Source organism: Microbacterium sp., assembly GCF_030149085.1.
Classification (GTDB): Bacteria; Actinomycetota; Actinomycetes; order Actinomycetales; family Microbacteriaceae; genus Microbacterium.
Genome location: NZ_JASBSF010000359.1, coordinates 1 through 4,997, shown reverse-complemented (window position 1 = coordinate 4,997; position 4,997 = coordinate 1). Strand labels below are relative to the sequence as shown.

The window sequence follows — 4,997 nt, the reverse complement described above, 5'->3', positions numbered from 1 at the left end:
CGGTATCGCCTACGGCTGGGCCGGTGCGCAGTCGCTGCTCGGCAGCGTTCCCACCAACCCCGACGGGGTCACGCCGGCGGGCATCGTTTGGCCTGCCGTGCCGCTGGGGCCCCTCCTGGTGATTGTCGCGGCAACGGCGATCCTCACTGTCGCCGCATCGGTTACCCCCACACGCCTGGCGACCCGCGTCGCGCCGGTGGCGGCGCTGAGCGAGTAGCCGGGGCGTGGAGGTCAGGCCGTGGCGGCCGTGTCAGTCTCGGCTGGCTCGGCTGTCGCGGCATCCGGATCGTGCGCCCACGACGGCGCGATCTGACGGAGGCGGGCGGCCCGCCACTGCCAGACTGCCCACAGGCCAGGCCATAGCGCGGGTGCAGCGGCGCCACCGATCACGAGGCGCTCTCGCCACAGGGTGCGGCCGTCCGGCAGAGGAGACACCGCCATCTGGTGGTCCCAGACGTCGAGGACTGCGAGCGGGCCAGTCAGCGGCATCCCGGAGTCGCGGATGATCCGCACGCGCACCCCGTCCACCTCGCGTTCGGCATCCGTGATCGAGATGAGCTGACGGCCGACCGGGATAAGCCCGGCGACACTGAGCCCGACTGCAGCATTCTGGCCGTGCTCCCACTGTGTCGGCATCGCTTCCAGCGGCTGCATGTCGAGGAACGGGCCGTACACCTCGGCCAGCACCCGCGGCGAGTGCAGAGCGCGCCAGGCGGCGTCGGTGTCGCAATCGATCGTGAACTTGCTGAGCACGCGCATGCGGCAAGTCTCGCATCCGGTCTCGTTCTACGCTGGACGGATGCCGACACCGTCCGATCAGCATCGATACCAGGTCCGCTTCGACTGGGGAACTGCCGGGTTGGATCGGCTCGCGTCGGGTGAGATCACCATCGTGGTCGACGTCCTTCCCGACGCAGACTCTGACGCTGACGCCATCTCGGCTCAGGCCACGGCTGCGGGAAGTGTCGTGCTGCAGGGCGGGCTTCGTTCGGCGAGTGTCACCGCAGACGCCGCTCTCGCGGAGCAGCATCGTCGGGGTGCGCGAACGAGCATCGTCGTGATCGCGTGCGGGGCGACCGATGCAGCCGGGACCCGGTTCGCTGTGGAGGATATCCTCGGCGCTGGTGCTGTGATCGACGCGCTTGCGGTGCGGGGGATCGACCACACCTCGCCCGAGGCTGCCGCTGCCTGCGAGGCGTTCCGGGGGCTGCGGTCAGCCGCTCGCCACCTGCTCACCGCCAGCGCTACCGGGCAGGCCTGGCTTGAAGCTGGACGGCGTGACGACGTGCTCGCCGCTGCGTCGGTGGATGCCGATTCCCCGGTCTAGCGAACGTCAGCGCGGAGTCATCGCGGCGAGCCGTACCGACGCCGTGATCTCGCGCCTGGACCACGTGAGCAGGTAGCGCTCGTCGAAGCGGGGAGCGCAGCGGGCGCAGGATGTCTGACGGCTCGCGCGTCGGTGCCGGTAGGCGACGTGACCGGCAGGGCATACCCCCACCCAGGGCGCGAGCTCGGTCGCGGTCTCTCCGTGGTGCGTGGTGCCACCCACATAGCCGAGGTCTCGCGCGATGGCTTTCCAGCGCGGACCGTGCCCTGCTGCCGCGCCGGCGAGGGCGTGTGCCACTTCGTGAAGCAGTGTCTGGTGGTTGGTGTCATCGTCGTGGCGGGCCGCGAGGTACCGGGAAACCGTGATGCGCTTGCGAGTGAAGTCACACAGGCCTGCGCGCCGCTTTGCGTTGTCGAAACCGAACGACCACTCCGGGCTCAGGTGCACCGAAAGCAGTGCCTCGGCCCAGTGGCGAACGCGGTGCAACTCGGACATGACGACAGCGTAAGCGGGGCCTCAGACACCGACCGGTCAGCTGGCGACTGCCGCGCCGTTCTCGGCGCGGCGACGCTCGGCAGCGTCGATTGCGAGAAGAGTCGACTCGAGCTGGTCGTCGGGTGTTGCCGTGCTCTGGCGCGCGAAGAGTGCGCGCTTGAAGTCAGCGCGGGCCGCGTCGAAGTCTCCCGCGTCGTAGTGCACCTTGCCGCGGTGCTGATAGGCGAACGCGGCGATCGAAGCCCAACCCGCGCCCTCGGCCTCGAGAGCACAGGTGGTCAGCTCCTGCGCGGCGGCAGCGAGCGATCCGCGAAACTGCAGCACTGTGGCGTGAAGGATGCGCGCGCGCAGCAGATCTTTGCGCGTTCCCGCCATCCGCGCGGTGCGCACCGTCTGGTCGGCGATCTCGAGCGCGTCATCGAGCCGGTCGAGCACCTTCAACAGCCACACCCGTTCGAGGAGGGCGGGAAGCGAGCGCTGGTCGCCCAGCTCGTCGAGGCGTTCGCGGCAGTCGCGGGGGTTGACCACTTCGCGCAACGTGACGGGGTCGTAGCCGTGGATATAGCTCACTCGCGCTCCTTCCCGCAGAGCGGTGATCGCCGGGGTCAACCCGCCAGATCCCGCATCCTCGCCGCACCTCGCCCCATACGCGGTGCGCTCTTATTGTGGCGGCGCCGGCGAGCGGTGCCGACTTCCCACGCCGTCAGCGCTCGAACAGTGTTGCCGATGGCGCCGGGGATGGCGCTGCGTCGGCATCCGTGACGATGCGCGAACCCGCGATGAATGCGTCGATCTCTGCGCCCTGAGCAACCTTGGCCGGATGCGGTCCCGCGGCCATCAGCCGGGGGAGCCACGCGGTGGGAAGCGGATTGCGGGATGCCGCGATCACGATGTTCCCGAAGCGCCGGCCCTTGAGCACTTGAACCTCGGCAAGCAGAGCGACGTGGGGGAGCTCGCTGCGCACGGTAGCGGCTTGGCGGCGGGCGAAGGCGAGTCCCGCCCCGTCGGCGACGTTGACCAGGAGCACGCCGGTGTCGCTGAGGTAGCGTGCCGCGAGGCTGTAGAACTCGATGCTGGTTACGTGCGCGGGAGTGCGCGCGCCGTGGAAGATGTCGGAGACCATGAGGTCGGCCTGACCGCGCAGACCCGCGGGCAAGCGTTCCAGCACGGCGCGGGCATCGCCCGTCCGTGTGCGGATCGAGCCGCCGGCTCGTGCACTGGAGGGCAGCGGCAGATGTTCGCGGACGAGAGTCACCAACGCGGGTTCGAGTTCGATGACCTGCTGCCGTGATCCGGGCCGCGTCGCCTCGACATAGCGGGGGAGTGTGTATGCACCGGCACCGAGATGGATGGCGGTCACGGGCTCTCGGGGCTCCCCGAGCTGGTCGATCACGGCGCCCATCCGCGCGACGTACTCGAAGTGCAGGTGCGTGGGATCAGCGAGATCGACGTGCGACTGCGGCGTGCCGCCGACCTCGAGCTCCCAGCCGCTCGCAAATGCCGAGGGCACGATGCGCGCGAGAGATCCGTCCGACAGCCGCACCTGCGGCGGCGGGGCTTCGACGTGCGCTCGGGCCACGCTTCCACCGTAGACCGGGCGTACCGTGGTCGCATGACGACCATCGACCTGAACGCCGACCTCGGCGAGACTGTCGACGGCGTTCCGACAGCTGACGACGAGGCGCTGTTCGCCGTGATCTCCAGCGCGAATGTCGCGTGCGGCGGCCACGCCGGGGATGCACGGTCCATGGCCGAGGCCGTCGAGCGGGCTGCACGGTTCGGTGTGGCGATCGGCGCCCACCCCTCCTACCCCGACAGGCCGGGATTCGGCCGGCGGCCCCTGGCGATCGCCGCTGCCGAACTCCGTGCCGCGGTGTCTGCACAGCTGGATGCTCTCGTCGATGTCGGTGCCGACATCCGGTACATCAAGCCCCACGGTGCCCTGTATCACGCCGTCACGACGGATGCCGCGCACGCGACTGCGCTCGCCGAAGCCGTGTCGGATCTGTCCCACCGGCTGGGCCGCGGGCTGCCGATCCTTGCCATGCCCGGCGAGATATCCGGGGCGGCGCGCGAGCACGGTCTAGAGGTCGTGGCCGAAGCGTTCCTCGACCGCGGCTATACGCCCAGCGGCGAGCTCGTCCCCCGCGGCGAACCCGGCGCGGTCATCGAGGACCCTGACGCCGCAGCCGCGCGGGCCGTGCGCCTAGCACGCGAGCGCACTGTCGTCGCGGTCGACGGATCGAGCGTCGCCGTGGCGGCAGCCTCCTTCTGTCTGCACGGCGATTCGCCGGGGTCGGTGGCGGCCGCGCGGGCGGTGCGCGCTGCGTTGGATGCGGCATCCGTATCGGTACGAGCGCCATGGTGACAGGCGCCCGGGTCCGAGTCTTCGGCGACACGGGTCTGCTCGCTGAGGTTCCCGAAGACCTCAGCCCGCCCGCGGCGTTGCGGGTCGTCATCGCGCTGCGTGAGCGGCTCGCGAAGGCGCAGCCCGCCGGTGTCGTGGATCTCGTGCCCGCCGCGCGCACCGTGCTGGTGCGCTTCGCGCCGCGTGAGGTCGCCGCCTCGATCGTGCGCGCCTGGATCGAGAAGAACCTCGCCGACGCGCTCGCCGCTGCGGTACTCGACCCATCGCGGCACCCGCCCTCGCCCGGCGATACGGATGTCGAGATCGGCATCCGGTACGACGGGCCTGACCTCGACGAGACCGCAGCTCTCCTCGGCATCCGCCCCGCCGAGCTCGTCTCGACTCACCAGGCGGCTACCTGGACCGTCGCGTTCACGGGGTTCGCACCCGGATTCGGATACCTGGTGAGCGAGGACTGGCCCTTCGACGTGCCCCGCCTCGCATCCCCTCGGACGCGGGTGCCGGCTGGGTCCGTGGGCCTCGCGGGAACCTTCTCGGGCGCCTACCCGCGATCGACGCCGGGCGGGTGGCGGCTGATCGGGGCAACCTCGGCTCCGCTTTTCGATCCGGACGCCGCAGCGCCCGCGCTCCTGCGCCCCGGCATGCGCGTCCGGTTTCGCGAGGTCGCTGACCCCCCTGCGGCCCGTACCCCCGCAGGCCGCGGCAGTTCTGTGCATCCGCTGCGCACTGATGCGCCGCACCCGCACGAAACAGCCGTACACGCGGTATCGGGGGAGCAGAGGGATGTCGAGACCCGGCCGCTGCTTC

Annotated in this window: 7 protein-coding genes and 1 pseudogene; 4 read left to right on the top strand and 4 right to left on the bottom strand. The window is 70.5% G+C overall.

The features are described from left to right. Positions 1-217, top strand: a pseudogene (locus Q1V87_RS14610) (ABC transporter permease); the annotation flags it as partial. 14 nt (positions 218-231) lie between these two features. Here the strand turns inward: Q1V87_RS14610 and Q1V87_RS14605 are convergent. Continuing rightward, positions 232-759: a hypothetical protein gene (locus tag Q1V87_RS14605; RefSeq protein ID WP_300594432.1), complete on the bottom strand. Its 528-nt coding sequence runs from the start codon at positions 757-759 to the stop codon at positions 232-234. A gap of 40 nt (positions 760-799) precedes the next feature. On the opposite strand from Q1V87_RS14605, the gene Q1V87_RS14600 reads away from it, so the two are divergent. Further along, a complete protein-coding gene (locus Q1V87_RS14600) occupies positions 800-1,327 on the top strand; it encodes a 2-phosphosulfolactate phosphatase (RefSeq protein ID WP_300594429.1) in 528 nt (175 codons plus the stop codon). Positions 1,328-1,333: 6 nt separating this feature from the next. Here the strand turns inward: Q1V87_RS14600 and Q1V87_RS14595 are convergent, their stop codons facing one another. The 3 genes from Q1V87_RS14595 to Q1V87_RS14585 all read right to left on the bottom strand — a co-directional run bounded on the left by Q1V87_RS14595 (position 1,334) and on the right by Q1V87_RS14585 (position 3,401). Continuing rightward, positions 1,334-1,822, bottom strand: coding sequence for a SprT-like domain-containing protein (locus Q1V87_RS14595; RefSeq protein WP_300594426.1), 489 nt, complete (start codon positions 1,820-1,822; stop codon positions 1,334-1,336). A 36-nt stretch (positions 1,823-1,858) separates the two neighbouring features. Continuing rightward, a complete protein-coding gene (locus Q1V87_RS14590) occupies positions 1,859-2,392 on the bottom strand; it encodes a tetratricopeptide repeat protein (protein ID WP_300594423.1) in 534 nt (177 codons plus the stop codon). 133 nt (positions 2,393-2,525) lie between these two features. Beyond that, positions 2,526-3,401 (bottom strand): spermidine synthase, encoded by an 876-nt coding sequence (locus Q1V87_RS14585; RefSeq protein WP_300594420.1) that lies wholly within the window; start codon positions 3,399-3,401, stop codon positions 2,526-2,528. 33 nt (positions 3,402-3,434) lie between these two features. On the opposite strand from Q1V87_RS14585, the gene Q1V87_RS14580 reads away from it, so the two are divergent. Together Q1V87_RS14580 and Q1V87_RS14575 are read left to right on the top strand one after the other, a co-directional pair. Next, positions 3,435-4,190 carry a 5-oxoprolinase subunit PxpA gene (locus Q1V87_RS14580; protein ID WP_300594417.1) on the top strand — a complete coding sequence of 252 codons (756 nt, stop codon included), beginning with the start codon at positions 3,435-3,437 and terminating at the stop codon, positions 4,188-4,190. Next, the coding region (locus tag Q1V87_RS14575; protein ID WP_300594414.1) for an allophanate hydrolase subunit 1 at positions 4,184-4,997 on the top strand (814 nt) is incomplete at its 3' end. The genes Q1V87_RS14580 and Q1V87_RS14575, both read left to right, overlap by 7 nt.